The 23,542-nt window shown below is 56.8% G+C and carries 22 protein-coding genes; 7 read left to right on the top strand and 15 right to left on the bottom strand.

Going from position 1 to position 23,542, the window contains the following annotated elements; genetic code table 11:
- Positions 1 to 355: 355 nt before the first annotated feature.
- Both FFB58_RS07485 and FFB58_RS07480 read right to left on the bottom strand, forming a co-directional pair.
- Positions 356 to 1,285, bottom strand: coding sequence for an NAD(P)-dependent oxidoreductase (locus FFB58_RS07485; RefSeq protein WP_138369511.1), 930 nt, complete (start codon positions 1,283 to 1,285; stop codon positions 356 to 358).
- Positions 1,285 to 1,977: a diguanylate cyclase gene (locus FFB58_RS07480; protein ID WP_039029630.1), complete on the bottom strand. Its 693-nt coding sequence runs from the start codon at positions 1,975 to 1,977 to the stop codon at positions 1,285 to 1,287. Before FFB58_RS07480 ends, FFB58_RS07485 begins: the two co-directional genes overlap by 1 nt.
- Positions 1,978 to 2,146: 169 nt before the next feature.
- On the opposite strand from FFB58_RS07480, the gene FFB58_RS07475 reads away from it, so the two are divergent.
- Positions 2,147 to 2,875, top strand: a complete 729-nt coding sequence (locus tag FFB58_RS07475; RefSeq protein WP_138369716.1) for an IclR family transcriptional regulator — start codon at positions 2,147 to 2,149, stop codon at positions 2,873 to 2,875.
- 36 nt (positions 2,876 to 2,911) lie between these two features.
- Here FFB58_RS07475 and FFB58_RS07470 read toward each other — a convergent pair whose 3' ends face one another.
- The 3 genes from FFB58_RS07470 to rimO all read right to left on the bottom strand — a co-directional run bounded on the left by FFB58_RS07470 (position 2,912) and on the right by rimO (position 6,487).
- Positions 2,912 to 4,246, bottom strand: a complete 1,335-nt coding sequence (locus tag FFB58_RS07470) for an MFS transporter (RefSeq protein WP_138369510.1) — start codon at positions 4,244 to 4,246, stop codon at positions 2,912 to 2,914.
- A 343-nt stretch (positions 4,247 to 4,589) separates the two neighbouring features.
- A complete protein-coding gene (locus tag FFB58_RS07465; protein WP_138369509.1) occupies positions 4,590 to 4,823 on the bottom strand; it encodes a hypothetical protein in 234 nt (77 codons plus the stop codon).
- 338 nt (positions 4,824 to 5,161) lie between these two features.
- Complete coding sequence (gene rimO, locus FFB58_RS07460) at positions 5,162 to 6,487, bottom strand: 30S ribosomal protein S12 methylthiotransferase RimO (RefSeq protein WP_039029618.1); 1,326 nt, start codon at positions 6,485 to 6,487, stop codon at positions 5,162 to 5,164.
- 247 nt (positions 6,488 to 6,734) lie between these two features.
- On the opposite strand from rimO, the gene FFB58_RS07455 reads away from it, so the two are divergent.
- On the top strand, positions 6,735 to 7,334 hold the full coding sequence (locus FFB58_RS07455; RefSeq protein WP_138369508.1) for a hypothetical protein: 600 nt from the start codon (positions 6,735 to 6,737) through the stop codon (positions 7,332 to 7,334).
- Positions 7,335 to 7,399: 65 nt separating this feature from the next.
- Here FFB58_RS07455 and FFB58_RS07450 read toward each other — a convergent pair whose 3' ends face one another.
- From FFB58_RS07450 to FFB58_RS07430, 5 genes are read right to left on the bottom strand one after another with little or no spacing between them, the layout of a single operon-like run.
- Positions 7,400 to 9,502, bottom strand: coding sequence for a dynamin family protein (locus tag FFB58_RS07450; protein WP_138369507.1), 2,103 nt, complete (start codon positions 9,500 to 9,502; stop codon positions 7,400 to 7,402).
- A complete protein-coding gene (locus tag FFB58_RS07445; RefSeq protein WP_138369506.1) occupies positions 9,499 to 10,479 on the bottom strand; it encodes a hypothetical protein in 981 nt (326 codons plus the stop codon). Before FFB58_RS07445 ends, FFB58_RS07450 begins: the two co-directional genes overlap by 4 nt.
- Entirely contained in the window at positions 10,472 to 11,311 is an 840-nt protein-coding gene (locus FFB58_RS07440; RefSeq protein WP_138369505.1) for a hypothetical protein, read from the bottom strand. Before FFB58_RS07440 ends, FFB58_RS07445 begins: the two co-directional genes overlap by 8 nt.
- Positions 11,308 to 12,825, bottom strand: a complete 1,518-nt coding sequence (locus FFB58_RS07435) for a dynamin family protein (RefSeq protein WP_138369504.1) — start codon at positions 12,823 to 12,825, stop codon at positions 11,308 to 11,310. The genes FFB58_RS07440 and FFB58_RS07435 overlap by 4 nt, the downstream gene beginning before the upstream one ends.
- Positions 12,818 to 14,479 (bottom strand): dynamin family protein, encoded by a 1,662-nt coding sequence (locus FFB58_RS07430; RefSeq protein ID WP_138369503.1) that lies wholly within the window; start codon positions 14,477 to 14,479, stop codon positions 12,818 to 12,820. The genes FFB58_RS07435 and FFB58_RS07430 overlap by 8 nt, the downstream gene beginning before the upstream one ends.
- A 317-nt stretch (positions 14,480 to 14,796) precedes the next feature.
- On the opposite strand from FFB58_RS07430, the gene FFB58_RS07425 reads away from it, so the two are divergent.
- On the top strand, positions 14,797 to 14,970 hold the full coding sequence (locus FFB58_RS07425) for a glycine cleavage system protein T (protein ID WP_138369502.1): 174 nt from the start codon (positions 14,797 to 14,799) through the stop codon (positions 14,968 to 14,970).
- A gap of 23 nt (positions 14,971 to 14,993) precedes the next feature.
- Here FFB58_RS07425 and FFB58_RS07420 read toward each other — a convergent pair whose 3' ends face one another.
- Entirely contained in the window at positions 14,994 to 15,914 is a 921-nt protein-coding gene (locus FFB58_RS07420; protein WP_138369501.1) for a LysR family transcriptional regulator, read from the bottom strand.
- A 240-nt stretch (positions 15,915 to 16,154) separates the two neighbouring features.
- Between FFB58_RS07420 and bssR the strand changes: the two genes are divergently transcribed.
- Positions 16,155 to 16,538 (top strand): biofilm formation regulator BssR, encoded by a 384-nt coding sequence (gene bssR, locus FFB58_RS07415; RefSeq protein ID WP_039029610.1) that lies wholly within the window; start codon positions 16,155 to 16,157, stop codon positions 16,536 to 16,538.
- A 104-nt stretch (positions 16,539 to 16,642) separates the two neighbouring features.
- The gene (locus FFB58_RS07410; RefSeq protein WP_138369500.1) at positions 16,643 to 17,761 is read left to right on the top strand and encodes a PQQ-dependent sugar dehydrogenase; all 1,119 of its coding nucleotides are present in this window, start codon (positions 16,643 to 16,645) and stop codon (positions 17,759 to 17,761) included.
- A 1-nt stretch (position 17,762) separates the two neighbouring features.
- On the opposite strand, the gene FFB58_RS07405 is transcribed toward FFB58_RS07410, so the two are convergent.
- Positions 17,763 to 18,389: a glutathione S-transferase family protein gene (locus tag FFB58_RS07405; RefSeq protein WP_138369499.1), complete on the bottom strand. Its 627-nt coding sequence runs from the start codon at positions 18,387 to 18,389 to the stop codon at positions 17,763 to 17,765.
- Positions 18,390 to 18,645: 256 nt separating this feature from the next.
- Here FFB58_RS07405 and dacC point away from each other — a divergent pair, with 256 nt between their 5' ends.
- Positions 18,646 to 19,851 carry a serine-type D-Ala-D-Ala carboxypeptidase gene (gene dacC / locus FFB58_RS07400; RefSeq protein WP_138369498.1) on the top strand — a complete coding sequence of 402 codons (1,206 nt, stop codon included), beginning with the start codon at positions 18,646 to 18,648 and terminating at the stop codon, positions 19,849 to 19,851.
- Positions 19,852 to 19,944: 93 nt separating this feature from the next.
- Here the strand turns inward: dacC and deoR are convergent, their stop codons facing one another.
- From deoR to FFB58_RS07385, 3 genes are all read right to left on the bottom strand, one after another.
- Positions 19,945 to 20,703, bottom strand: coding sequence for a DNA-binding transcriptional repressor DeoR (gene deoR / locus FFB58_RS07395; RefSeq protein WP_138369497.1), 759 nt, complete (start codon positions 20,701 to 20,703; stop codon positions 19,945 to 19,947).
- Positions 20,704 to 20,771: 68 nt separating this feature from the next.
- Positions 20,772 to 21,380, bottom strand: a complete 609-nt coding sequence (gene ybjG, locus FFB58_RS07390) for an undecaprenyl-diphosphate phosphatase (RefSeq protein WP_138369496.1) — start codon at positions 21,378 to 21,380, stop codon at positions 20,772 to 20,774.
- 7 nt (positions 21,381 to 21,387) lie between these two features.
- Positions 21,388 to 22,116 carry a phosphatase PAP2 family protein gene (locus tag FFB58_RS07385; protein ID WP_138369495.1) on the bottom strand — a complete coding sequence of 243 codons (729 nt, stop codon included), beginning with the start codon at positions 22,114 to 22,116 and terminating at the stop codon, positions 21,388 to 21,390.
- 167 nt (positions 22,117 to 22,283) lie between these two features.
- On the opposite strand from FFB58_RS07385, the gene FFB58_RS07380 reads away from it, so the two are divergent.
- On the top strand, positions 22,284 to 23,519 hold the full coding sequence (locus tag FFB58_RS07380; RefSeq protein WP_138369494.1) for an MFS transporter: 1,236 nt from the start codon (positions 22,284 to 22,286) through the stop codon (positions 23,517 to 23,519).
- Positions 23,520 to 23,542 lie beyond the last annotated feature (23 nt).

Below are 23,542 nucleotides of genomic sequence, written 5' to 3'. Positions count from 1 at the left end.
CCCGGCATTGCTGCGCCGGGCGGCACTGCGTTTGCCCGGCCTACGTTCTGAGTCCCTCAGCGCATCAATTGCCATGTGCAGCCAGCGCGGCGCGGTTGTTTCGTAGGCCGGGTAAGGCGAAGCCGCCACCCGGCATTGCTGCGCCGGGCGGCACTGCGTTTGCCCGGCCTACGTTCTGAGTCCCTCAACGCATCAATTGCCATGTGCAGCCTGCGTGGCGCGGTTGTTTCGTAGGCCGGGTAAGGCGGAGCCGCCACCCGGCATTGTTGCGCCGGGAGGGCGCTTTAAGACAAGCTCGCAACGGTGGATGATTACGGTTTAATAATCATCCAGGTTTAAGCTCGATAGCGGAACCTTAGCGGCTTGTGTTTAAAACCTGCAAAATATTCCCGGCCGCGACGGTGCCCATTTTGATATACGAGGCTTCACTCACGCCGCCAATATGAGGGGAAATAATCACATCTTCTCTCCCTTGCCAGATATGGGGGGCCGCCAGCGGCTCGACCGTAAAGCTGTCCAGCGCAGCGCTTCGCAGGATCCCCTCGTCCAGGGCGTGAATCAGGGCGTTATCATCAATCAACCCGCCGCGTGCGGTATTAACCATAATCGCGCCTCGCTTACAGCGGGCGAGCGTTTCAGCGTTAACCATACCGCGATTGTCCGCGGTTAAAGGGCAGTGCAGGGAGATCACGTCCGCGCTGGACATCAGGTCATTTAGCGTCTCTGCACGCTCGCAGGAGGACGGCAGGGTTTTCGCAAAGGGATCGTAGGCCAGCACGCGCATGCCGAACGCGTTGCCCACCGTGGCAACCCGGGAGCCAATCGCCCCCAGACCAATCAGGCCCAGGGTGAGGCCTTCCAGCTCCAGAGATTTATGCGTGGATTTATCCCAGTGGCCGTCGCGCAGACGTTTATCGAGGGAGACAACGGACTTGGCGCAGGCGAGGATCATGGCCCATGTGTGTTCCGCCACGGCGGCGGCGTTGGCACCGGGCGCAGAACAGACGGCAATATTCCGTTCAGCCGCTGCCGCCTGATCGATGATGTCAATGCCGCTGCCATGCTTGGAAATGACCTTCAGCCCCGGGGCTGCGTCCATAATACGGGCCGTGATCTTGCCGTAACGCACCAGGATCGCCACAGGATTATACTGCTCGCAGAGCGCGATCAGCTGCGCTTCCGTGGGCTGGCGACCGGCATACACCATCTCATAGTCACCCAGCATCGCGACGGCCTGCTCAGCCAGATCGCTTCCGGTAACCAGAATGACCTTTTTATTGCCCATTACAGCGTCTCCCCGTCGGTTAACATTCCTGCTTTGCGCAACGCGTCATTCAGCCAGTGCGGGCGCAGATCGCCTTTGCGAATGGCCTCAAGGCGGCGGGTTTCGGTCTCCAGCTTCTCTTTGGCCAGGGTGATAACCTGCTGCACTTCATCGCGTGGAATGACCACCACTCCGTCGATATCCGCCACCACCAGATCCCCGGGACGCACGGTCGCACCGGCAACGGAGATGGCATGGTTCACCCGGCCCGGGATTGATTTGGTGGGGCCACACGGGTTAAGGCCCGCAGAAAATACGGGGTAATTGCCCTTACTCAGGGTGTCGGCATCACGCACCGCACCGTCAATGATGATCCCGGCAATGCCGCTGGCCTCGGCCTGAGTCGCCATGATTTCACCCAACAGGGCGCAGCTGATATCGCCCTTGCCATCCACCACCAGCACATCGCCTGGCTGGGCAACCGCCATCGCGGCATGAATCGCCAGATTGTCACCAGGGCGTACTTCAACAGTAATGGCCGGGCCGGCAACGGCCATATGCGGTGCCAGGGGTTTGATACGTCCGTGCAGCGTCCCGCGGCGCCCGGCAACGTCTGCAAGGATGGCGGCCTGATACTCGGCGGCCTGGCGGACCTCTTCTTCTGACACACGACTGAACTCGCGATTGATCATTGGTTTCTCTGTAGCGGACATGAATGTCTCCATATTGTTTTACTGTGTACAATGCAGGTGTACAATACAAAACAACTATAGCGGTGTTGATTCGCTTTTAGCCAGAGCTACATTGGCGTTTGTGATGTAAACACGAAGTGACTCACAAAATTTGCGGTACACTCTTTGCCGACCAGAACAGGAGAAAATGATGGGTAATGAAGGCGTTGTGGCGGTTGAAAAGGCACTGGCTTTACTGGATTGTTTTCGTCCCGGAGACGAGAGCCTGACGTTGACCGCGCTGGCACAGTTGTCGGGATATCATAAAACCACCGTGTACCGGTTGATGAATTCTCTGGAACGCATGAATTACGTCGTCAGACATGATGATGGCAACTATGCCCTGGGTCCGCGTCTGCTTTATCTGGGTAAGCTCTACGAGCAGTCGTTCCACCTCTCACGCGTGGTGCAGCCGGAGTTACAGGCCTTATCCATGGCATCACAGGAGAGCGCAAGCTGGTACGTGCTGGAGGGCGGGCAGCGTCTTTGTCTGTTTCGTGCAGAAGCCTCTCACGGGCTGCGCCACAGCAATCTGCCGGGCAGCCAGTTCCCGCTGGATAATTCCGCCATCAGCAAGGTGCTCCGCCACTGGGGGTTGAATGAAGCCTTGCCGGAAGGCGAGCCGTCGGTGCCGCTCTACACCTCAGGGGCGCGCGATCCCCACACCGCCGCCTTTGCAATGCCGGTGTTTGGCGTGCATGACAAACTTATTGCTGCCCTGGCGCTGACCGGGCCGTCGTCAAGGCTGACCGAAGATCGCCGGGATCGGGAAGTAAGCCAGCTGATGAAGGCCACCGCCAGCCGCCTTTCGTTGAAGATGGGAGCCAGCAAGCCATTTTGCATTGCGTTCTACGGCGAAACAGAAGAGCTGGAGAGCTGATGCCTGCACGCGGGACCGCAGTCCCGCGTGGCCATCTTAATGGGTCAGCTGGTTTTCCTGGCGCACGTGACGGCGAGCCTGACGCCCCATTACCAGCACCGCAATGCCCCCCGCAATACACAGACCTGCCAGTGGAAGCATCGCCAGCGTATGGCTGCCGGTGCGTTCATTGATGATGCCGTAAGCGTTCACCATCACCACACCGCCAATCAGGTTAGCAATGGCCCCGATGGCGGCCAGCCCCGCAGCTGCCGACGTGCTGTTCATCCAGCCCGACGCCAGCGCCCAGAATGGACCTTTCATCGAGTACGCCCCAATCAGCATCACGCTGAGGATCGCAATCGTTACCGGCAGAGAGATGCTGACAAACGCCGCGAACACGCCTGCTGCAATTAAGAACAGGGTCAGCGCGGTATGCCAGCGACGCTCGTTGCTGCGGTCTGAGCTGCGTCCCCATACGATCATCAGCACCGATGCCAGACCGTAAGGGATGGCGTTGAGCAGACCGGTGGTCAAGTTATCGAGGTGGAACGATTTCAGAAGCTGCGGTGACCAGACGCTGATGGTGGTACCTGCCGAGGACGCACCGGTGTAGATCAGCGCCATCAGCCAGATGTGACGGTGTTTCAGCAATTGCCAGGTCGTCTGGTGGCCGATATTTTTTGACTGCTGACGTTCACTTTCAAGGGTGGACTCCAGCCACTCTTTTTGTTCAGTGCTCAGCCAGCTGGCCTGATGCGGGCGGTCACGGAGAATAAACCAGGCCACAATCCCCAACAGCACGGCCGGTAAGCCTTCAATGATGAACAGCAGATGCCAGCCGCGCAGACCCATCCAGCCATCCAGCGTCAGGATCAGGCCGGAGAGGGGAGAGCCGATAAAGTTGGCCAGCGGGATCGCCACCATAAACGAGGCGATGATCCTTGCCCGGTAGCGGGACGGGATCCACCAGGTGAGATACAGCACCACGCCCGGGAAAAAGCCTGCCTCTGCCGCGCCGAGCAGAAAACGCACGATATAGAGCGATGTGGTGCTCTCAACCAGCGACATGCACATTGATACCACGCCCCAGCTAATCATAATGCGCGGGATCCACAGTCGCGCGCCGACCTTCTGCATTGCCAGGTTGCTCGGCACTTCAAACAGGAAATAGGCAACAAAGTAGAGACTGCTGGCGAAGCCAAACGCGGCCTTGCTGAGGCCGAGATCTTCGTTCATCTGCAGCGACGCCATGCCAATGTTTCCGCGATCGATAATCGAGACCAGGTAGCTGACGATCAGAAACGGGAGGATGCGCCAGATAACCTTGCGCATGGTCTCTCTTTCTATGGCTTCAGTGGCCGTAACGGGGTTACGAGTGTGCTCTGTCATTATTTCCTCGCAGGGTTTCATTATGTTTATCAGGAAATTCTCAGCAAAGTAAGCAGCCCTTCTTGTTGTTAACCGGCTTGCTGCTTTTTGTTTGTTGTACTCTGTACAACATGGTTTTATCAAACAAAACCACTATAGCGGTGACGCGTTCTTTTTATCCAGTTAATGGAAGGTTTAAATGATGTAAATAAGAGGTGACTCACAGATGAGAGGGTGTGGGTATACAGAGAGGGGAGGGGCGAAATAATGAAGTTTTGTAGGCCGGGTAAGGCGCAGCCGCCACCCGGCAGTGCATTGTTGCGCCGGGCGGCACTGCGTTTGCCCGGCCTGGGGATTCAGTCCATCAGCGCATCAATTGCCATGTGCAGCCAGCGCGGCGTGGTTGTTCCGTAGGCCGGGTAAGGCGGAGCCGCCACCCGGCAGTGTTGCGTCGGGCGCACAGCGCCAGCTTCTCGGCAGGTTCGTCGGTTTCCAGCAGGGTTTGAGCAAAACGCTCGCAGTGATTCGCCAGCACGGTGAAGTCAGTGTTGTGGGAGAAGGGGACGGTGAAAATTGGGTGAGCATGGTTTGTAGACATAGGGAATCTCCTCAAAATTAATAAACCCTGTAATTTTGCGAGAGGCCAATCCCGACGCCTGTTTTTGCAGGCGCAACAGGAAGATACTGCGGGGAGATCGAAGCGACAACCCAGAAAAATCATTCCCGGAATCCGCCTCGCAAAGTTTTAAAGCAACGGAAAATATTACATGGAAACAGCCAGGAACCGCCCGGCGGCGCTACGCTTGCACGGACCTACAAACGGATACCGATTTGTAGGCCGGGTAAGGCGAAGCCGCCACCCGGCGATGTTATTGCGGTGCGATGTGTTCCCCTCACCCCATCCCTTTCCCTGAATGGAGAGTGAGCAAAGCGAAATTAAACCCGCGTACCCCAAAGGTCATACTCGTCGGCGTTCTCAACCTTCACGCGCACGATATCACCCGGTTTCACTTTGGTTTCACCGTTCAGGTAGACCGCGCCGTCGATTTCCGGGGCATCGGCCATGCTGCGGCCAATGGCGCCTTCTTCATCCACTTCGTCGATGATGACCATGATTTCGCGGCCCACTTTCTCCTGCAGACGTTCAGCAGAGATCTGCTGTTGCAGCTGCATGAAGCGGTTCCAGCGCTCTTCTTTTACCTCTTCCGGCACCTGATCCGCCAGTTCGTTGGCGGTCGCGCCTTCTACCGGGCTGTACTTGAAGCAGCCCACGCGATCCAGACGGGCTTCTTTCAGGAAGTCGAGCAGCATCTGGAAGTCTTCTTCGGTTTCACCCGGGAAGCCAACGATAAAGGTGGAGCGCAGGGTCAGATCCGGGCAGATTTCACGCCACTGTTTGATGCGTGCCAGCTGGCGGTCAACGGAGCCAGGACGCTTCATCAGCTTCAGAATACGCGGGCTGGCGTGCTGCAGCGGGATATCCAGGTACGGCAGGATTTTGCCTTCGGCCATCAGCGGGATCACGTCGTCCACGTGCGGATACGGGTAGACGTAGTGCAGACGGGTCCAGATGCCGAGCTTAGCGAGCTGTTCGCACAGGCCGACCATGCTGGTTTTCACCGGCTCGCCGTTGTGGAAACCGGAGCGGTGCTTCACGTCCACGCCGTAGGCGGAGGTGTCCTGAGAGATCACCAGCAGCTCTTTCACGCCGGCATCGGCAAGACGTTTGGCTTCGGCCAGCACTTCACCAATCGGACGGCTCACCAGATCGCCGCGCATGGACGGGATAATGCAGAAGGTGCAGCGATGGTTGCAGCCTTCGGAAATTTTTAAGTACGCGTAGTGACGCGGGGTCAGCTTCACGCCCTGTTCCGGCACCAGGCTCAGGAACGGGTTGTGCTTTGGTTTTGGTACATAGTGATGCACATGTTCCAGCACCTGCTCGTAGCTGTGCGGACCGGTGATTTCCAGCACCTTAGGGTGCACTTCGCGGATTTGATCGACTTTGGCGCCCAGACAACCGGTGACAATCACCTTGCCGTTCTCGGTGAGTGCTTCACCGATGGCTTCCAGAGACTCCTGTACGGCGCTATCGATAAAGCCGCAGGTGTTAACGATCACCATATCGGCGTTGTCGTAGCTTGGCACCACGTCATAGCCTTCGGTGCGAAGTTCGGTCAGGATACGTTCGGAATCCACCAGGTTTTTCGGGCAGCCCAGGGAGACGAAGCCGATTTTCGGCTGGTGGGTAACATTGCTCATAGATTAAAAAGTAGTCAGTTATGGAGTTATCAGGGCAGGGATTGTACAGATTTCTTCGCAGGAATTACAGGGGAGATATGTGCGCATCCGCGAAACATAAGTGGGGAATATTTCTGTAAATTCTGGCGGTCATTTTCTCTGTTGAATTTGTATTATAAAAGCATAAGGTTTTGCTTAAAGTTCTTTTTTGCTTTGCCGATAACCAGTCAAATCAACGATCTAATTAAATTGGCATTCAGGGATATCCATGGCAGTTAACGGTGATATAAAGGTTCTTGAAGAAGCTTTAACAGACTTTTTTGCTCATAAAAACACGAAGGAAAAGCTCTCTCATATCCTCGATAAAAAAGCGAATGACTGGGAAAAATGGCTGCAGATTGAGTTTGAGTATTTTCTTGAGCACTATTTAGACTTTTCAGCAAAGCGGGAACTGCGCGCTAATACCGACAAAAGACATCAAAGTGGCCGACAGCATGTGATTGTCGATCTCATTTTCAGGAAAAAGCGCACGCGTCTGGACCGGTTTATTTATGTCGAGTTTAAGCTCGCCCGACGCGCAACCGAGCTGGTCGAGAGCATCGCGACAGATTTAGTGAAGAATTATGAAGTGGTGAATTCCCATTTCGCGAAAGCCAGACAGAAGCGCCGCTCAATATGGGGCGTCGGTTTTTACCGGGATTTCTCGCCGCTGACGGTAAGCCGGGCCGATGAAAGGTTAAACGGCTTGAAAGAGAACGGCTTTAGCTTCCGACATGACCCGGTCTATATCTGTAAATGCAGGGGCAGCAAGCACAAAGACGACTGCCACGCGATTGGGATGGTGATTGTGGGTGCCGGGGCAGACTAATCATTTTTCGCCGTACCGGGATCAACGGCTGGCCATACCCAAGCCAGCCCGTAACCTAATAACCTTTACCCCAACTGACGCAACAGCTCGCGGTACGCCGCCGTCTCGCTCTCTTTACGCGCAAGCCCTTGCTCAATTTCGCTGAACTCCTGTTGCAGGCTCTTGCTGAGCGTCTCCTGCAGACCGCTTTTCAGCGTTTCAAGCTGGTCAAAAATGGACTGTGCCCCGGCGTCTAGCTGCTTCGCCAGCTTGTCAAACATCGACCCCAGTGCCCGATCCAGCGCCTGCTGCAGCTTCTGCTTATCTTCACTGCTTTTGATTTCGCCCTGGAAGGGGATCATCACCTGGGATTCATCCGCTTCCAGCACCAGTTCCGGCAGCGACAGCGCGTGAATGGCGCTTTCCAGCGCACCGCGGAACAGGGCAGGGTCAAACTGCTCGCTGTTGGTGTTCAGGTGATTAACCAGCGCGCTGCGGAGGCTCTTTTTCAGCGCAACAGGTTCAATGAGATGGTTGAAATGCTGACGGATCTGGCTGGCACAGTTGCGGCTGTACTGGCGAACCTGCTCGATAGCATCCTGAGCGTTAAAGTACTGATAAGCCACAGAAGTGGTGCCATATTCGGTGCGGGAACTTCCCCAGGTCCAGGGTTTGTACCAGGTCGAATTGCTGACCTCATACGAATACCGCTCCAGCTGGTAGCCGGTATGCGACTGCAGCTGGCGGGAGCGGGCAATGTCCTCGCTCAGCCTGCCGCTGACGTACAGCGTCTCCGTACGCGCCTTGTGCAGCGTGTCGCCTATGATAGCGCGCAGCTCGTTGGTAATGCCCTCCAGCCGTTTACGACACAGTGCCTGCTGTTGCCGCAAGCTCTGCAGATCCTGGTTCTCGAGGCTGGAAATGCGGTCGGTAATGCGACCGCGCAGGCGGGCGACGATCTCATTGAGCTGCCCCTCCGACTCGCGGGTAAAGCCTTCGCGCTGCGCCGCCAGCAGCGGCAAACGATCCTGACGCGCCTGCTGCCACTCCGCCTGCAGAGGGGCGAAGTTGGCGATACGTTCCCAGTCGTGCTGAGAAAAGTTCTCCGGCCAGCAATCCCCGGCCATCGCCTCCAGCTCGCCAAAGGTGTGCGTCATGCTCTGGCTCCACTTCTCCTGCGGCCAGTGGGCGAATCCCCAGGCAAAGGTGCTGGCGAATACCGGGCTGGCTAACCGCTCCAGGATCCCGGCGCGCGCTTCGTTGCCGTTTTCACGCTGGAACGCCACCAGCTGTTGCGTTTTATTCTGCGCGATACGCAGCAGGCGGGTCTGGATGTTCTCTTCCGTCTCCGCCAGCGAATCGCGATCGTAGCCGTCGTCGAGGATCACCGAGTCATACTGGCCAGCGACCAGCACCAGCCGTTTCACCCCTTTGCCCGGGAGCTGCTCACCCAGCAGGCGGATATCCGCGTCGTCCAGAAACTGGCTGCAGCGGGAGAGGAAAAAGACCACGTCGCAGTTGGCCATGTAATCGCGCGTTTTTTGCGAGCGGCTCTGCACCGGGTCGTTCATCCCCGGCGTATCCACCACCTCGAAGCCCTTCAGCGCTTCGTCCGGCAGGGTGAGCACCGTGGATTTGACCAGCGCGGTAAACTGGCCGTAGTTGCCGGTAAACTGGTTTAACAGCCCCTGCAGTTCGCTGATGTCGCTGGCGTGAATCACCTCGGTGTGGTTTTCAAGGCGCGCCACCTTTTGCCAGTGGGCGGTGAAGTCTGTCAGCTTCTCCGCTGACATGCCGAGCAGCTCCTGGGCCACTTTCTGGCTGTCGCTGCCCGCTGCCAGGCGAGCCTGCTCTTCAATCTGCTGCCACTCCTGTTGGCTGTAGTACTCCACCTGCAGGCTGTGCTGTTCGCCGTAGCCAATGCGGGTCAGGTTGGCGGTTTTCGGCGTGGCGGCTTCGGGCAGGATCGGGCGACCGTCAAACAGCAGGGTATTCAGGAAGGTGCTCTTCCCGGCTTTGACCTGGCCCATAATCCCGATGTTGAGCGTCTGCTCTGTGCGCTGCCAGCGTGCGAGTTTTTGCTTATAGTCCTGCGCCAGCGCCTTTAGCGCGCCCTGTTCGGCGGTAAAGGCGTGCGGGGCGCAGGCGGCGAGGGCGTGTTCAATGCGCTGTTGAAGTGTGGTGGTCATTTGGGGCCCTTAATGAAGCAGCTGTCGGGAATGGAATGTTCGACGTTGTTATTACGAAGGAATTGATAGACTTTTTCTGAGATTCCGCTGAGATCGGTACCAGGTATGGAAAGTATTCTCAAATGTTTCAGACGACATATTGTGTCAGGCAAATGTTCAATTTTCCCATAACTGCCGGTTCGAATTATCGACAGTTTGGCTGGCAAGGTGCTGATAGCTGGGAAATCGGTAATGTTGTAAGAATCAAACACCAGGGCTTGTAGATTTTCCAGCAGCGAAAAACCACTCGGGAATGGAGTAACCTTTTTCCAGTCCGTAGAGTAAAGATTGATCTCGTCGAGTTGCAGTAAGTCGCTGATTTTCTCACACGGTATCAAACGGCTGAGATAGTTTTCACTCACCCAGGACTTTAACCCCAGGAAAAGCAGCTCAATATAATCCGCCAGAAACTCCCGCCAGACGCGGATCTCGTTAAGCCCCAGCAGCAGCTCTGAGGCCTTTTTCTCAGCCACCGGCAGGCCCAAAATCAGGCAGGCGATATAGACCAGGTTCTCCATCTCCTGCTGGCTGATGTCCAGCATTGCCGCCAGCGCTTCAAGCAGCGCGGTCTGGCTGGTGGTCAGCGGCCCGTTTACCCGGCAAAACACCAGACAGTCGAGCAAGAAACAGACCTGCCCGCCGCAGTCGCGCATGGCGTTGAGCGCCTCTTCCAGCCCCTCTTCACCGAGTCGGGTCGCCAGCCGGCACAGCTCAGCCTGACGTCCTTCCATGCCCATCGCCGGCAGCCAGAGTTCGAGCATGCGCTGCTGATCTGCGCTGATGGGGCTGTGGCTGAGCATCACCATAAACAGCAGGGCGCAGTAGTGGCGGCGGTTGTTTTCGTTTTCGTCCGCCAGGGTGTGCGCACTGTACGGGTTCTCTTTCAGACGCAGTCGATCCAGCTGCTGCAAAATCGCTAAAGAGCTAATCTCAGTCATGGTGAGTCCCTGTTAAAAAGCTTTGCCAGGCGTTAAATGCCGGAGGGAGGGGGATTATTTCGAAGAGAGGTTCGCCGTTTTTGCCGTATTCATCGTTGGCGTCCTTGCTGGCATCCATAACGATACGGGTGACCAGGCCGTTTGCCGGAACCAGCGCAAAGCGGCACAGCGTCATACCCGCACAGAAGCCCCAATATGATCCAGAAGGGGAACTTTTTTGCTTGAAAACGTAGCTCCCTTTTTTCACAACCTGATTAATCTGCGGCATGCCATTGCGTACGATTTTGTCTTTAAACTGCATGTCTTCTTTGAAAAGGTTCTCCACCTCTGCTGTCTTCACCACCGTCACCGCGCCAGCAAAAGCCTCAGCCGAGGTCTTAATCCCCAGCAGCCGCAGGCTCCAGAAGTTTATCAACTGGATCTGCTTGTCCGTCAGGCCACATATTTTCGCCAGCCAGCCCAGACGCTCAACCTGCTGCGGCTCCAGCGGCCCGACAATGCGCTGCAGGACGGCAAAATCAAACAGCAGCGCCTGCGCCGCCTTGTTCTGGCCGAGGTGGCGGACGATACGGACCAGTCCCTCGCTATCCAGCTTCGCTGACTGCTGCAGATAATGGGCCAGCGGGAAAGCAGGGCGGATGGCCGCGATCAGCATCATTATCAGCCGCACCTGCGCTTCACTCAGCGCGCCTTTTTCCAGCAGCAGTGCCGCCAGCAGGGTTAAATAGTCGTCCTTCATTGCCGCGTCATGGTCGGCGATAAAATGGGCGTCCAGCGGCTCAAGCTGCACGCGCGCTGCACTCACCAGTGCATCAAAATGTCCGGTCGTCATGCGTTGTCTCCATTGCCCAGGGCCTGTAGCGAGGCGTAGCGCGTACTGTCGCGCTTGAGCAGTTCATCGAGGCGGGTGAGGGGTTTGTTTGCCATCAGCGGCTGCCACAGTTGCTGATTGCCGGGATCGTTACGGCGCAGGACAAGGTCGAGGTTATCCATAGGCAGATTGCGGGTGAGCGGTCGCCACAGCTCGGGGTCGACCTCGTGGAGTTCCACACCGCACTCGTCTGCCAGAGCGTGCAGCAGGGTCTGCAGGTCGACCGGGGCATATTCCAGCATCGACAGGCTGTCCGGCTCTTCCAGCGGGATCGCTAGGCGTTGGCCGAGCGTTTTCAGGATGCTGAAGAAACTCTGCTGGATCTCGCTTAGCGCCTGGCAGACCTCCTCCAACTGGTACAGATTGCCCCGGCTGTTGCGCTGAAGGCTCTGGATATCGGACTGAACGCCCGCATCATCGCTAAGGGTCAAAATACGGTTGAACTTGCTGAGCTGCCGTTGCCCCTCCTGACGCGCCTCATCCAGATAGTTTTCATACGCCATAAACTGGCGTTTGAACTGCTGCGTAAAGCCCGGGTCGCGCCAGACCTGATCCCACTGCGTCAGGTACTCCGTCAGCGGGGTGATGGACCACGGCTGGCGCGGACGGGTGGAGAAGGGCAGCACGTCCAGCACTTCAATGCCGCGCTGGGCCAGCGTCTGGCGCACAAGACTGACAATATTGCCGATAGCCTCCGGGGGATGTTTGTCGGCACGGCTGACGACGATTAGTTTGGGGATCCGTTTATCCAGCGAAGCCAGAAACGCGATGTCATCTTCGGTGATGGTGCCCTTATCCGCCGGCACCAGCCAGATGATAAACCGGGCGCTGTTAAGCTGACTGCGCGCCACGCTGGCGTCGGTACGGGCGCTGCCCTCTTCATCGGCCTTGCTGTAGCCGGGGGTATCCAGCAGTGCCAGGTTCTCCCAGCTAAAGCCGTTATGGGCTACCACCACGGATTTCAGCATCCGGCTCACCTGACTGCCGTAGCGTTCGCGCTCCTCGTGGGTGAGGGTACGAAACTGGCTGTGGCTCAGCGTAATCAGGCGGTTAAACAGGTTGATGGCGTTGACGTCTGGGGTGTCGTGTTCGCCCTGCACCAGATAGGTGGGCAGGGATGTGGTGGGATCCACCTCGGTGACCAGGCACTTACGGTCGCCCACCAGGGCGTTAATCAGGGAGGATTTCCCGGCGCTGAAGCTGCCCCCGAGCCCGACCACCACTTTGCCCGCCAGCACCGGGTATTCACAAAATTCGCGAAACCGCACCATCTCGTGGCGCAGGGCGCGCAGAATATCGGTGAACGTGGGTGGGCTGCCGCGCCGGGCCAGCGCCGGCAGATCCTGCTCGATCAGGTCTTCCAGCGCCAGCAGCAGGGCTTCGTCATCTTTTGCCGCGCCACCAGGGCGATCTTCACAGGCCTCGCAGAGCAGGGCGTAGCGATCGCGCAGCGTGGCCTCGTCCAGCTTATTCATGGTTAAACTCCTGTAAGCGGGCCAGCAGTTGCTTCAGGGCCGCGCTGTCCTGCTGCCAGGTTTGCTGGCGCTGCGCCTCGGCGGCTTGCTCTTTCTCTAGTTCGCGGGCCTTGAGATCCAGCGTCTGCTGCACTTTCGCCATCTCCCGATCGGCGGAGCGGGAAATGCTCAGCATCACTTCATCAATGGTGTTGCTGAGCCCGCGGGCGATGTCCGGCGCCGCCGTTGAGCAGCAGGACGGGATCACGGTGTTGAGCACGTGACGGCGCGCCTCTTCCTGCTGTTGGCGCTGAATCAGCTCCTGGCTGCCGCGCTGGAACAGGCTCTCCAGCGCCGAAACGATCAGCGGGGTTAACACTTTGCCCATCGGGATGCGGGTAATCAGGTTAATGGCCGCAGGCAGGATCCAGGCGAGGGTGTTTTTGATGAGCTCTGAAGCCGACTCGCTGGCCTTAAAATTCTGTGAGAAGTTCATGGCCTGGATCTGCAGCCCGTCCTGCAGTTGCAGGTTGTTCAGCTCATGCTGAATAACGGGGCGGAGATAGCGCTCAACGCCCTGCGACCACGACATACGCAGGGCATGACCAATCGTCCCGCTCACGTCCTCGCCGTTGAGCAGCGCCCTGGTCAGCGTCTCAAGCTGGCTGTTCAGGCGGCTGGCAAAATCATCCACAATGGCGCGTTCGGCGATGTTGCGCTGGTCGTGCAGCCGCGTGGTGATCTGTTTGACCTCCTCCTGCAGGCGTTGATACTGCAGGGTAAGCAGTTCGCGCTCGCCGGCGATCTCTTCCAGGGTCTGGTTATGGCTCTGCGCCAGCTGCTCGATACGCGCCAGCAGATCTTGCACGCACTGCTGCACCGGCAAGCCAATGGCCCGGTGCCAGAAGCGCTGTTGTAGCGGCAGCAGCACCGGGAGCGCCGTCGCCCATTCGCTGGCGTTCCGGCGCTGCGTGCGGCACACGGCGAGCAGCGGTTTCCGGGTCAGGGCTTCAATCTGCTGGCGGACATGGCCAACCACCGCCTCTACGTCCTCCGGGGTTTTCTTGTCGCATTTGGTGACGATCAGCATCATCGGCTTGTCGTGGATCGCCAGCTCTTCCACGATCTTACGCAGGCTCTCTTTCAGCACGCCCTCGTCGACGCTGACCACCACCGCATAAGCGGCGCTGCGATCGAGGTAGTTATCAATCGCCAGCGAATGCTGAGTAATCCCGGATTCCCAGCCCGGCATATCCACCAGCGTCAGTCCGTCCAGCGCGGCGAGCACCGGGCTCGCCAGGGCGACGTCGACGACGTTCTGTGGATCGTGCTCGCCAAAGTTCTGGGTGCGTAATGCTTCACGGCTTAACGGCTGCGGCGAGGCGTTTTTACGGCGCAGGGCAAGGGACTCCTGTGGCGCATAGCGTATTTCCGTGGGCAGGCTGGTTTCAGGATCGATGGCGACCGACAGCAGGTTTTCCTGCAACAGCGAATTGATGAGCGACGATTTACCGGCGCTGAAGGCACCGATGAGCGGCAGACGCACGGAGAAAGTGCGGATGTTCTCTTCAATAACGGTCAGCTGTTGTGCAGGGAATTCATAGTGCTGCCAGTAAGCACGCAGCGCGAGGAGTTCAGAATCGATAAGGGTGGATTCTGGCTGGGAGAGCATCATATCTTTCCTTTAATAATCAGCGTACATCTGGTTATTAACGGCAGTTGCGCAGAAAAATTAAGGTTAATCGCGCATTCATTAAGATTTATGTTACTGCCGTGATGATTAGCGTACTTTACGCGAGGAGACTGACACGGGATGTCACTGCATCAGCGAAGCGGGGAAAAATTTCTTGGTGAAATTGTTACTGGCTTCAATGGCTTAATTCGAAATTATCTCGTTTAGAATTACTTATCCCGGCTTTAAGGGGCCCTTATTGGATTGGTTAAACAGATAACTTATCTTTCACCTCGTCGATTACTTAAATGAGGTACGTTATGAGAGATATTTATCTGCAATCTAAATTAGAAATGGCCAAAACCCTCCACACCTACGGCGTCGAATTATCCTGTATTTCCGTTGCCACAGGCCTGACCCAGTCAAAATTAGTCAATGAATTAAAAATTGCCGATGACAGCGAATTCGGCAAGCATAAAATCAAAAAATACTAACGTGTATTTTATTCTCTGAAAATTCAGGTCGGGTTATTTACTGAGAAATCGGCCAGCAGAGAATAGAGCAGTTTATTCATCTCTTTTCTGAAAGAAGAGTAAATACTGAATTGCGGTAGCGTGAAGGGCGTGTCCAGTTTCTTCAGGTTATACATCCCGGCATACGTCGAAAAGACCTTTTCCGGGATAATGCCCAGGCAATCGGTCTGAGAAACAATCAGCAGGATGGACGCGAAAGAGGTCGTCAGCAGGCAGCGCTCGCTGGAACGGAATTTTTTATCAACGATGCTCCGGTGATAAATAATCTTTTCGTTTTTGGTGTTGTAGCCCACAAGGTTGGCCTCCCTGAACATCTCTTCCGTTACCGTATCCCCATAAAGAGGATTATCTTTTGCAGCAATCAACACCAGCGTCATATCACTCATCTTCTGGCAAGAAAGATTACTGCTCTCAACAGAAAAGGTGGAGAACACCACATCCGCCTGGCGCATATTCAGCAGTTCGGTAATTTTCGCTTCGTTGAGATCGGCGGTGCGGTGCAGCAGGCTGATATCCGAATTCATCCTGACAATCTTTTCCGTGAGATCGGGTACGACCAGCGGCGAAATAAAGGATTCGGTATAGAGCGTCAGCCTTCTCTTTTTAATCTGTGACGAGAGCGGAAGCAGGGTGGCAAGTTTATCGATGATCGGCAGGATATTATCGTACAGCTCATCCGCATACACCGTGGGCAGCAGAATATTGCCGCTGCGGACAAACAGGTTATCGCCCATCTGCTCGCGCAGTTTTCGCAGCGACTGGCTGACGGCGGAGGGCGATATGTCCAGCATATCGGCCACTCGGGAGATACTGCCCACGCTGTAAATCAGGCAAAAGAGGGTCAGCAGATTCAGGTCGATCCGGGTTAACGAGACGATCTTTTCTGACACCGGAAAGGTTTGCATACGCCCTCTGTATCACCGCGCGACCCTCTGAAAAATAGCAGGTTGCGCGCCCGCTGCTGTGAGTGAGAAGTATGATTTTGAATTTACCCGCGCTACAGGCCTTCTCGCTGCTGCCTGGACGCGGCGATTTAACATTGTAAATTATGCAAAACAGTCGCGTATTATTGACCTGACGCATTAAATTGTACAAAAAACAGCCATAATCTAAAGGTGTTCTAAGCTGACAAGGGGGGAAATAGCATGTCCGTTGACAGACTAAAACGCGATCTTCTGAACAAGATGATCAACGCCCGAATTGATCTCGCGGCCTATCTGCAGTTGAGGAAAGCGAAGGGGTACATGTCAGTCAGCGAAAGCGACCATCTGCGTGACAACTTCTTTGAACTTTGTACTTATATGCGTGAAAAAGCGCCTGAACTGAGAGCCTATTGTAATCCCGAGGAGCAGGCTATGCTCTATCGCGCCGCCGGTTCGCTCACTACCGCAGGCGTCTGTATGATGACCGGCAACCACGATTGCCCGACATTTATCGCCGTCAACGCAGAGAAGCTGGAAAACTGTCTGAACGATCTCACTCTCTGCATCCAGTATCTGAAATCGCATGCACCGCTGATTCGGAGCTGACCCCGGGGGAGGCAACTCCCCCAACTGCTTAAGTTTTTGTAAAAGTAAGAGTGCCCCTGCGCTGAGTGGCTACCTTTAAGGCATATGTCGAAAAGGAGTGCATTATGCGTCGATCCTCGCTTATTTCCCTGCCAATGTTGCTGATATCCGCCTCGCTGTGTGCGGCACCCGCCGACGTGAAGGTCGAAGTGCTGCAAAATAAACTCGATCACCCCTGGTCGCTGGCGTTCCTGCCGGGAGATCAGGGCATGTTGATCACCCTGAAAGGCGGCCAGCTTAAGCGCTGGCAGGCGGGTAAGGGGCTTTCCGATCCCATCGTCGGCGTGCCGAAGGTCTGGGCTAATGGCCAGGGCGGACTGCTCGACGTGGTGCTGGCACCCGACTTCGCGACCTCGCGCCGGGTCTGGCTGAGCTATGCCGAAGCGGGGGATGACGGAAAAGCAGGTACGGCGGTGGGGTATGGCCGTCTGAGCGACGATAATACGCGGCTGGAGGCCTTTAAGGTGGTCTTCCGCCAGCAGCCAAAACTCTCTACCGGTAATCATTTTGGCGGTCGGCTGGTGTTCGACGGCAAAGGCTATCTCTATATCGCGCTGGGCGAGAATAACCAGCGGCCTACCGCCCAGGATCTGGACAAGCTGCAGGGCAAGGTGGTGCGCCTGACCGATCAGGGTGCGGTTCCGGGCGATAACCCCTTCGTAAACCGTAACGATGCGCGGCCGGAAATCTGGTCTTACGGGATCCGCAACCCGCAGGGGATGGCGATGAATCCGTGGAGCGATACCCTGTGGCTTAACGAGCACGGCCCGCGCGGCGGGGATGAAATTAACATCCCGGAAAAAGGCAAAAACTACGGCTGGCCGCTGGCGACGCACGGCATCAACTACAGCGGCTTGCCGATCCCGGAGGCCAAAGGTGAGCACGTGGAAGGCACCGAGCCGCCGCTGTTTGTCTGGAAGCAGTCCCCGGCCCTGAGCGGGATGGCCTTCTATAACAGCGATGTTTTCCCGCAGTGGAAAAACAAACTGTTTATCGGCGCGCTGAAGGACAAGGATGTGATCGTACTGAACGTTAACGACAAAAGGGTAACCGAAGAGGGGCGCATTCTGGGGGATCGCGATCGGCGGGTCCGCGATGTGCGGGTCGGGCCGGATGGCTATTTATACGTGCTGACCGATGAGTCGGACGGGCAGCTGTTAAAAGTCAGCCCGTCCGGGAAATAGCTTAAGTAACCGGGATCATCACCACGTTGCGGTAGGCCGGGCGCTCGCTCAGCTTAGCCATCCAGCGTTCCAGATGCGGGCGCGCAGCCCAGTCCAGGCCAACGTTGGTGAGGTTCCAGACAAAGGGCGCGACGGCGATGTCGCCCACGCCAAAGTCGTCGCCCGACAGCCACGGCTGTGTCGCCAGGGTGTCATCCAGCATGGCGAGCAGGGATTCGCAGCTCTCTTTTGCGGCATTAATGGCCGGGTAGTTACGCTCGGCTTCCGGGGTTCTCACCAGCCCCATCAGGATCACCCGGTGGGCAGGCGACAGCGTCTGGTTGGCCCAGTCCATCCACTTTTCCCCAACGGCACGCTTTGCGGGAGCATCGATCCAGAGTCGGTTCTGGCCATATTGTGCGGCGAGGTAGCGCACGATGGCGTTGGATTCCCACAGCGTCAGGTCGGTTTCGTCATCGCGCAGCAGCGGAACCAGGCCATTGGGGTTCATCGCCAGATACTCCGCGTCTTTATTCACCCCGAACTCCAGTCCCGCCATGATCTGGTTAAAGGGTAAATCGAGCTCTTCCAGCGTCCAGAGCACCTTTTTGACGTTGGTTGAATTGTTCCTGCCCCACAACGTAATCATAATAACCCCTTATAATTAAAGCCGATCTTAAGATAACATCCGAGTGTATGGCTTCACATGGTGAGATAAACCCAACAAATACGCAACAGAGGCGAAAAAAATCGATGAGGTCAAAGCGTATCGGGTTGTTATTGCATAAACTTTAAAAACTTTACCAGGATTTGGTTTTTTTTAAGGCTTTAGTACGTTATTACTCATCGCTTCTTACGGCACGGTAGTGTGACGTGATTTTTGGAATGGAAATTCGGGTGGCAACATGATGCGAAAAACTTCTTCTTTACGCGGTCTGGTAGCGGGTTCTGCGCTGCTGGTCCTTTTTGCACCTTCGCTGTACGCAGCGGAACAGGCGGCGCCAGAGGCCCCGCCGGTTGATGCGCGCGCCTGGATATTGATGGACTATGCCAGCGGCAAAGTGCTGGCCGAAGGCAATGCGGACGAGAAACTCGACCCGGCAAGCCTGACAAAAATCATGACCAGCTACGTGGTGGGGCAGGCGCTAAAAGCGGGCAAAATCAAGCTCACCGACATGGTGACCATCGGCAAAGATGCCTGGGCGACCGGCAACCCGGCGCTCCGTGGCTCCTCGGTGATGTTCCTCAAGCCCGGCGATCAGGTGGCGGTTTCCGACCTGAATAAAGGGGTAATCATTCAGTCGGGGAATGATGCCTGCATCGCGCTGGCCGATTATGTGGCCGGCAGCCAGGATTCGTTTATTGGCTTGATGAATGGGTATGCGCAAAAATTAGGCCTCACTAACACCACCTTTAAAACGGTTCACGGCCTGGATGCGCCGGGCCAGTTCAGTACCGCCCGGGATATGGCGCTGCTGGGTAAGGCGCTGATTCATGACGTGCCGGAAGAGTATGCGATCCACAAAGAGAAAGAGTTCACCTTCAATAAGATCCGCCAGCCGAACCGTAACCGCCTGCTCTGGAGCAGCAACGTGAACGTCGACGGCATGAAAACCGGTACCACGGCAGGGGCAGGGTATAACCTCGTGGCGTCAGCCACCCAGGGCGATATGCGTCTGATCTCGGTGGTGCTGGGCACCAAAACCGACCGCATCCGCTTTAACGAGTCGGAAAAACTGCTGACCTGGGGCTTCCGCTTCTTCGAAACCGTCACGCCGATTAAGCCGGACGCGACCTTTGTCAGCCAGCGCGTCTGGTTTGGTGACAAGAGTGAGGTCAATCTCGGCGCCGGGGAAGGCGGTTCCGTGACCATTCCGCGCGGCCAGCTTAAAAACCTGAAAGCCAGCTACACCCTGACCGATAAACAGCTCACCGCACCGTTGAAGAAAGGCCAGGTGGTGGGCACCATCGACTTCCAGCTGAACGGCAAATCCATCGAACAGCGTCCGCTGGTGGTGATGGAAGCGGTGGAAGAGGGCGGCTTCTTCGGCCGGATGTGGGATTACGTAATGATGAAATTCCACGAGTGGTTTGGCGGTTGGTTTAAGTAGTTGAAAACAACGCCGGGTGGCGGCTTCGCCTTACCCGGCCTACAAATATCGTAGGCCCGCGCAAGCGCAGCGCCGCCGGGCACTAGCCCGCACTCAGTACATCAGCTTAATCTGCTGCGCCTTAGCATAAGAAACCAGCTCCTCATCCGGACGACAGTTGCTCACGATGGCGTTAAAACGCGTCAGTTCGCCCATTCTTGCCGGGCGCACTTTGCCAATCTTGCTGTGATCCACCACCAGCACATGGTACTGAGCCATATTCATCGCCCACTGTTTGACCGGCAGCTCGTCGAGATTAAAGCAGGTCGCCCCCTGGCGGACATGCACGCCCGCCGCGGAGTAAAAGGCGATATCCGGGCACAGGTTATTGAGCGTGTCCTGCAGATTCAGCGGTTTGAAAATCGCATTGCTGGCGTGGAACTCCCCGCCGCAGAGGATCACCCGGCACTCTGGCTTTTCCTGCAACGCGAGGAAGGTGTTCAGAGAGTAGCAGACGCCGGTAAACGGCAGGTCGTTATCAATGGCTTCGATGATCCACGGCGTGGTGGTGCCGCAATCGAAAAACAGCGTCTGGTGGGGCTGCACCAGCGAGGCGGCAAGACGCGCGGCTTTGCGTTTCTCTTCCACCAGGCGGGTCTTTTGATCGCTCAGCAGATAGTGGCTGGCGCTGCGGGGCTCAAGGACGATATAGCCGCCAAGCAGTACCACGGGGCCACTTTCACTGTTGAGATCGCGACGAATGGTCATCTCGGAGACACCCAGCAGCGCGGCGGCTTCTTTCAGGTGCAATTTGTCGCTGCGCTTGAGCGCATTAATCAGTTGAGCCAGCCGTTCGTCACGTCGTGTTTCCATAGGTCCTCGGAGCCATAAATGAACCCCCGTTACGCCGGGGGGCTCAAGTTTAACTCGCTAAACCCGAATTAGTCACGTATCCAGCCTTTACGAATAGGCAGGGCAAAGCAGAACCGGTGCAGCTGCGAAAGACGTTGATAGATAACGTCACCGCACAGATTCCACAGGATCTGCGCGCTCAGACAGCCCAGCATGCCGACCATCAGTCCGCCCAGCATGTCCATCGGCCAATGCACGCCAAGGTAGACGCGGGACCAGGCGATGGTGCAGGCCACTATCATCAGGACGATGCCCGACCAGACGCGATGCCAGAACAGGAACGCCAGCGCAAAGGTGAAGATGACGGTGCCGTGATCGCTCGGGAAGGAGTCGTCGGCGGCATGATGCAGGAAGTTATAGCCGACACGATCGACAAACGGGCGGTCATGCGGGAACATATGCCCCAGCAGCCAGGACGCCGCCAGGCTAATCAGCAGCGCCATGGCGATCTTAATCACCAGTTGGCGCTGGGCACTTACCTGCTTGCGCGGCCCCCACAGCCAGAGGATCGCAATCAGCGCCGGAACGATGCTAATCAGATCTTTCGCCACAAAGGTGGCGAGTTTGATGCTCCACTCCGGTGAAGCAGGTGTGGCGTTGATCAGTTCAAACAGTCCGTAGTTCAGATTTTCTAACATACCCTCGTCACTCTTTTGCAAACCAGGCGGAAACAAGGCCGTAGGCCACCACCTGTGAAAACCACACCCACCAACCTGCCCACAGGTTATGGGAGAAGAAATGTGCCCCGCGCATCACCTGGCCATAGCCCATGACCAGCCCGAGCACAATACCCGCTACCACCATTCCCCAGGCCAGGCGCGGACGCTCGCGCCAGAAGGCGAAGAACAGCCCCATCACCATAAAGCCGCTTGAGGCGTGTCCGCCCGGGAAACAGCGGCCAGGGCCACTGCCGGCGGGGGCGGTATCAAACAGGGGATACGACAGCGCTTTGCCGCCGTACCCAACCAGATCCCAGGGGCAGCTGTGATGGCTGATGGCTTTCATTACGCCAACCACCGCCGTGCCCAGCCCCATTAACAGAGCCCCGGTTACCAGCCGGGCGTTGCGTCGGTACGCGCCGTAAAGCAGCGTTCCGGCGGCCAGGGCAATGGTCAGGTATTTCGCCAGTCGATGATTGAGCAGATCCAGCAGCGCGTTCTGCTGCAGCGAAAAGTGCTGAGTCGCCGCGTCAAACCAGTAGCCCGTCAGCATCCGGTCGAGGGTCTCATCCCGTGAAAGCCACGTGAAAACCCCGGCCAGAACCAGCAGCGCAATAAGCTGATAACCATAAAAACGTACCGGCAAGCGGTAAAGGGGTTTTGTCTTAGAACTCTTTAACTTAGACAATTCTGAGGCGGAGGAAATCTGTGTCATAATTAAGGTCAATGACTGGAAAAGCCCAAGCATACGGATGCCAACTTAAGGAAACCTTAAACGACGGCGATTTGTGCCTTATTTCTGAACTGCCGCGTGAATCTGCTATCTCTGGCGCGGCCATTTCATTACACTCTGCGCGATTTTTTATCGGATATTGAGACTCCATGATAAACCGTTCTTCTTCTGGCACTCGCCTGGGGCGTCAGGCGTTGCTGTTCCCCCTGTGCCTGGTGCTTTACGAATTCTCCACCTATATCGGCAACGATATGATCCAGCCCGGCATGCTGGCGGTGGTGGAGCAGTACAACGCCGGGATCGAGTGGGTTCCCACCTCCATGACCGCCTATCTGGCGGGGGGGATGTTTTTACAGTGGCTGCTCGGGCCGCTGTCGGATCGTATTGGCCGTCGTCCGGTGATGCTCACCGGGGTGGCGTGGTTTATCGTCACCTGCCTGGCGACCCTGCTGGCGCAAACCATCGAGCAGTTTATGGTGCTGCGTTTTTTACAGGGGGTCAGCCTGTGCTTTATCGGCGCGGTCGGCTATGCCGCCATCCAGGAGTCGTTTGAAGAGGCGGTGTGCATCAAAATCACCGCCCTGATGGCTAACGTGGCGCTGATTGCGCCCCTGCTGGGCCCGCTGGTGGGGGCGGCCTGGGTCCACGTTGCACCGTGGGAGGGGATGTTTGTGCTGTTTGCCGCGCTGGCGGCGATCTCTTTTTACGGCCTGCACCGGGCGATGCCGGAAACCGCCACCCGTATTGGCGAGAAACTCTCCTTGCAGGAGCTGGGGCGCGACTATAAAGAAGTGCTGAAAAATGTCCGCTTCGTGGCGGGAGCGCTGGCCATTGGCTTTGTCTGCCTGCCGCTGCTGGCGTGGATCGCCCAGTCGCCGGTGATCATCATCAGCGGTGAAAATCTCAGCAGCTACGAGTATGGCCTGCTGCAGGTGCCGATTTTTGGCGCGCTGATTGTGGGTAACGTCGTGCTGGCCCGCCTGACCTCACGTCGTACCGTGCGCTCGCTGATCATTATGGGCGGCTGGCCGATTGTCATTGGTCTGGTGGTGGCAGCGGTAGCGACGGTGGTGTCATCCCATGCCTATCTGTGGATGACCGCCGGGTTAAGCATTTACGCGTTTGGTATTGGACTGGCGAATGCCGGGCTGGTGCGCCTGACGCTGTTTGCCAGCGAGGTGAGTAAAGGTACTGTATCGGCGGCGATGGGCATGTTGCAGATGCTGATCTTCACCGTGGGTATCGAAGTGAGCAAACACGCCTTCAGCAGCGGCGGCAACGGGTTGTTCAGCCTGTTTAACCTGGCAAACGGCCTGCTGTGGCTGGCGCTGATGTTTGTGTTCCTGAAAGATAAGCGGGTGGGGAGTGCGTTACAGCCGGAGTAAGCATTCAAGCCGGGTGGCGGCTT

The organism is Enterobacter sp. MF024, from assembly GCF_005843915.1.
Taxonomy (GTDB): Bacteria; Pseudomonadota; Gammaproteobacteria; order Enterobacterales; family Enterobacteriaceae; genus Enterobacter; species Enterobacter barmai.
The sequence above is the reverse complement of the archived record's forward strand: the minus strand, read 5'-3'. Positions and strand labels throughout refer to the sequence as shown.

Coding starts and splice junctions, on each gene's coding strand:
- FFB58_RS07485 (WP_138369511.1), bottom strand. CDS start 1,285: ATGGGCAATAAAAAGGTCATTCTGGTTACCGGAAGCGATCTGGCTGAG.
- FFB58_RS07480 (WP_039029630.1), bottom strand. CDS start 1,977: ATGTCCGCTACAGAGAAACCAATGATCAATCGCGAGTTCAGTCGTGTG.
- FFB58_RS07475 (WP_138369716.1), top strand. CDS start 2,147: ATGGGTAATGAAGGCGTTGTGGCGGTTGAAAAGGCACTGGCTTTACTG.
- FFB58_RS07470 (WP_138369510.1), bottom strand. CDS start 4,246: ATGACAGAGCACACTCGTAACCCCGTTACGGCCACTGAAGCCATAGAA.
- FFB58_RS07465 (WP_138369509.1), bottom strand. CDS start 4,823: ATGTCTACAAACCATGCTCACCCAATTTTCACCGTCCCCTTCTCCCAC.
- rimO (WP_039029618.1), bottom strand. CDS start 6,487: ATGAGCAATGTTACCCACCAGCCGAAAATCGGCTTCGTCTCCCTGGGC.
- FFB58_RS07455 (WP_138369508.1), top strand. CDS start 6,735: ATGGCAGTTAACGGTGATATAAAGGTTCTTGAAGAAGCTTTAACAGAC.
- FFB58_RS07450 (WP_138369507.1), bottom strand. CDS start 9,502: ATGACCACCACACTTCAACAGCGCATTGAACACGCCCTCGCCGCCTGC.
- FFB58_RS07445 (WP_138369506.1), bottom strand. CDS start 10,479: ATGACTGAGATTAGCTCTTTAGCGATTTTGCAGCAGCTGGATCGACTG.
- FFB58_RS07440 (WP_138369505.1), bottom strand. CDS start 11,311: ATGACGACCGGACATTTTGATGCACTGGTGAGTGCAGCGCGCGTGCAG.
- FFB58_RS07435 (WP_138369504.1), bottom strand. CDS start 12,825: ATGAATAAGCTGGACGAGGCCACGCTGCGCGATCGCTACGCCCTGCTC.
- FFB58_RS07430 (WP_138369503.1), bottom strand. CDS start 14,479: ATGATGCTCTCCCAGCCAGAATCCACCCTTATCGATTCTGAACTCCTC.
- FFB58_RS07425 (WP_138369502.1), top strand. CDS start 14,797: ATGAGAGATATTTATCTGCAATCTAAATTAGAAATGGCCAAAACCCTC.
- FFB58_RS07420 (WP_138369501.1), bottom strand. CDS start 15,914: ATGCAAACCTTTCCGGTGTCAGAAAAGATCGTCTCGTTAACCCGGATC.
- bssR (WP_039029610.1), top strand. CDS start 16,155: ATGTCCGTTGACAGACTAAAACGCGATCTTCTGAACAAGATGATCAAC.
- FFB58_RS07410 (WP_138369500.1), top strand. CDS start 16,643: ATGCGTCGATCCTCGCTTATTTCCCTGCCAATGTTGCTGATATCCGCC.
- FFB58_RS07405 (WP_138369499.1), bottom strand. CDS start 18,389: ATGATTACGTTGTGGGGCAGGAACAATTCAACCAACGTCAAAAAGGTG.
- dacC (WP_138369498.1), top strand. CDS start 18,646: ATGATGCGAAAAACTTCTTCTTTACGCGGTCTGGTAGCGGGTTCTGCG.
- deoR (WP_138369497.1), bottom strand. CDS start 20,703: ATGGAAACACGACGTGACGAACGGCTGGCTCAACTGATTAATGCGCTC.
- ybjG (WP_138369496.1), bottom strand. CDS start 21,380: ATGTTAGAAAATCTGAACTACGGACTGTTTGAACTGATCAACGCCACA.
- FFB58_RS07385 (WP_138369495.1), bottom strand. CDS start 22,116: ATGACACAGATTTCCTCCGCCTCAGAATTGTCTAAGTTAAAGAGTTCT.
- FFB58_RS07380 (WP_138369494.1), top strand. CDS start 22,284: ATGATAAACCGTTCTTCTTCTGGCACTCGCCTGGGGCGTCAGGCGTTG.